Annotated in this window: 3 protein-coding genes; 1 reads left to right on the top strand and 2 read right to left on the bottom strand. The window is 65.1% G+C overall.

Features of this window, described 5'->3' with window-relative positions:
• Nucleotides 1-239: 239 nt before the first annotated feature.
• Nucleotides 240-665 carry a DUF3592 domain-containing protein gene (locus Q8Q85_05620; protein MDP3773729.1) on the bottom strand — a complete coding sequence of 142 codons (426 nt, stop codon included), beginning with the start codon at nucleotides 663-665 and terminating at the stop codon, nucleotides 240-242.
• Nucleotides 666-942: 277 nt separating this feature from the next.
• Between Q8Q85_05620 and Q8Q85_05615 the strand changes: the two genes are divergently transcribed.
• Entirely contained in the window at nucleotides 943-1,170 is a 228-nt protein-coding gene (locus Q8Q85_05615; GenBank protein ID MDP3773728.1) for a type II toxin-antitoxin system HicB family antitoxin, read from the top strand.
• Nucleotides 1,171-1,769: 599 nt separating this feature from the next.
• On the opposite strand, the gene Q8Q85_05610 is transcribed toward Q8Q85_05615, so the two are convergent.
• The coding region (locus Q8Q85_05610) for a hypothetical protein (GenBank protein ID MDP3773727.1) at nucleotides 1,770-2,321 on the bottom strand (552 nt) is incomplete at its 5' end.

The following is a 2,321-nucleotide window of genomic DNA, read 5'->3' as shown; positions in this document are numbered from 1 at the left end:
GCCGGGGTCGGCACGGTGGACCAGCTGACCGCGGACCTCGACGCGGCCCGCGATCTCCAGGCGGAGATCGATCTCGCGATCGAGTCGCGGCGCGAGGTGGAGGCGGTGCTCCGGCCCGTTACGAGGAAAGACTGACGCCCCGCCCGAGGTAGTCCTCGAGCGGGGCGTCTCCTGCTTCCTGGGCGTCTGGGCGTCTGCGTCCTGGTCTTGATGGGTAGAGTTGAAGTACCGACCGCTGGTCAGCGCCCGAACACAAGAACTCCCATCACGACGCCGATCCCGAGAAGGATCCCGCCCAGAACCGACATGAAAACCACCCCCCCACGATCCTGGCCGGGCAGCCGCGGAGCCGATGGCGCAACTGGGTCGTAGAGGACGTCCAGGATCCCGCCCACAGCAGGATCCGGACGCCGGCGGGGCCTCGCCACCTCGGCTTCGACCTCAACGCCGGTACGGGTTCTGTAGCGGACCACCGGACTGTGGTAGGTGTTGGCCTTGTAGGATCGCACCTCGTGCCGGACCACCGTGGCCGACGTCCGGATCGCCCGGCGCTCCCACGCCTCCAGCCTGCGACCCTCGCCGAGGCCGAGGTACAGGAGAAAGAAGAGGCCGATCCCGACCAGCCCCGCGATGGCCAGCAGGAAGCCAAGTTGCTCGGTTGCCATGGGCAGTTGCCGCCTGGGGGGGGAGGTTCCGGCTCCCGCGCACTGGCGGAAGTATACCCCCGGCTCACCGGTCGACGGTGTCGGTGCGTCTGCGGTTGTCGATCACGCGCGTGGGTAGAGTCGAGTTTCCGGGCGAGCCCCGCGTTCGATTCGAGCATCTGCCGAAGCCGCACGAACGCGCGCATGATCTCGATGTTTGACGCGCACCGCGCGCGGGCTGGTTACGCGGCGCGGCTTCCCGGCGCTATCTTGAGACCGGACGGCCACGGAGGGCGCCATGCACCACGAGTTCACTGCGGTATACGAGCGAGACGGGGACTGGGTGGTGGCCTATTGCCCAGAGGTCCCGGGCGCAAATGGGCAGGGCCACTCCAAGGAGGAGGCGCGGAAGAGCCTGGCGGAAGCCATCGGGCTGGTCCTCGAGGACCGTCGTACGGACGGGCTCCGGGGAGTGCCGGCCGAAGCGGAGAAAGAGATCATTCTGGTTGACGTCCAAGCCGCGTGAAGCGGACTTGAGGTGCCAGATTGGCTCCTCAAGTTCCGGAACTCCTCCGCAGAAAGGCGAAACATGAAATCGGGAGGAAAGCGCTGGACGTTGCGTCTTACCGCACGCTTGAGAGCTTTCGTCTCCACTCCGTACATCTCGGCGAGCACGGCAACGCTATTGAACCACTCCATGAGCTCGTTGGCGACATCTTCACCGAACTTCTCGTAGAAACGCAACGACAGTTTCGCCGTCACCGGCATCGGCCCTCCAGGCCATTGGAACCGCTGCCATAGTAAGCGTACGCTCGGCGGGGTGCATAGGCAAATTCACTGCGTCGTGGTGCCTTTTTCCGCGGGCCGATCGCCTGACGCGCCGCCCGAGGTAGTCCTCGAGCGGGGCGTCTCCTGCTTCCTGGGCGTCTGGGCGTCTGCGTACTGGTCTTGATGGGCCTGGGTAGAGTTGAACTACGCCGCGGAGCCGATGGCGCAGCTGGGTCCTCCCCGCGTCCTTCGACTCGGCGCGCGCCGATCCCGTCATCGTCATGTTCCCCGCCTCGATGATGGGTCTTTAAAAGACTGACTTTGAGTCCATAATAGACAGTTCACCAGAGGCGGCCTTCAACCGTGGGCGATGGTCCGAAGCCGCGCTTCGATGTCAGCGAGCAGCGTCGGGTCGTCCCAGGCATCCGGCAGCGCCCCGACGATGACGTCATGCGCATACGGATGCGCAAGAAAGCGCGCTGTCTCAGACGCCACGTACTCGCGAACCGCCGGCTCGACGAAGCGAAGCTCCTCCAGAAGTTCCGGCCGGCCTGCGACCACCGTGATGATGTCCTCCAGATCATGACTGCCGATCACGTCGCCTCGCGCCCGTCCCTCGAACGCGGCCCACTTGCATGCGACGTAGAGCGGCGAGCCGGGAATGCGAATGACGAGATCGCGGCCGAGCGAGTATGGTATCGCATCTCGCAACGCCGCTTCGTACCAGCGATTCGAGAATCCCAGGATCGCGGGGTCCAGTGGCATGACGTCGAGGGCGAGATCGTCAGGATCGCACCAGCGACAGATCGGCGCATCCGGCCGTGTATCCTCGCGGAAACCAAGAGCCTTGAGCCGTTCACCAAACCTGTGATACGCCGTGCGTGTCGTCACGCGCACGACGACATCGAC

The sequence above is a fragment of the Gemmatimonadales bacterium genome (genome assembly GCA_030697825.1).
Classification (GTDB): domain Bacteria; phylum Gemmatimonadota; class Gemmatimonadetes; order Gemmatimonadales; family JACORV01; genus JACORV01.
This window is presented reverse-complemented; position numbering and strand designations above follow the sequence as displayed.

Bases quoted from the DNA above. Each gene is read 5' to 3' on its own strand.
- Q8Q85_05620 (MDP3773729.1), bottom strand. From the start codon at position 665: ATGGCAACCGAGCAACTTGGCTTCCTGCTGGCCATCGCGGGGCTGGTC.
- Q8Q85_05615 (MDP3773728.1), top strand. From the start codon at position 943: ATGCACCACGAGTTCACTGCGGTATACGAGCGAGACGGGGACTGGGTG.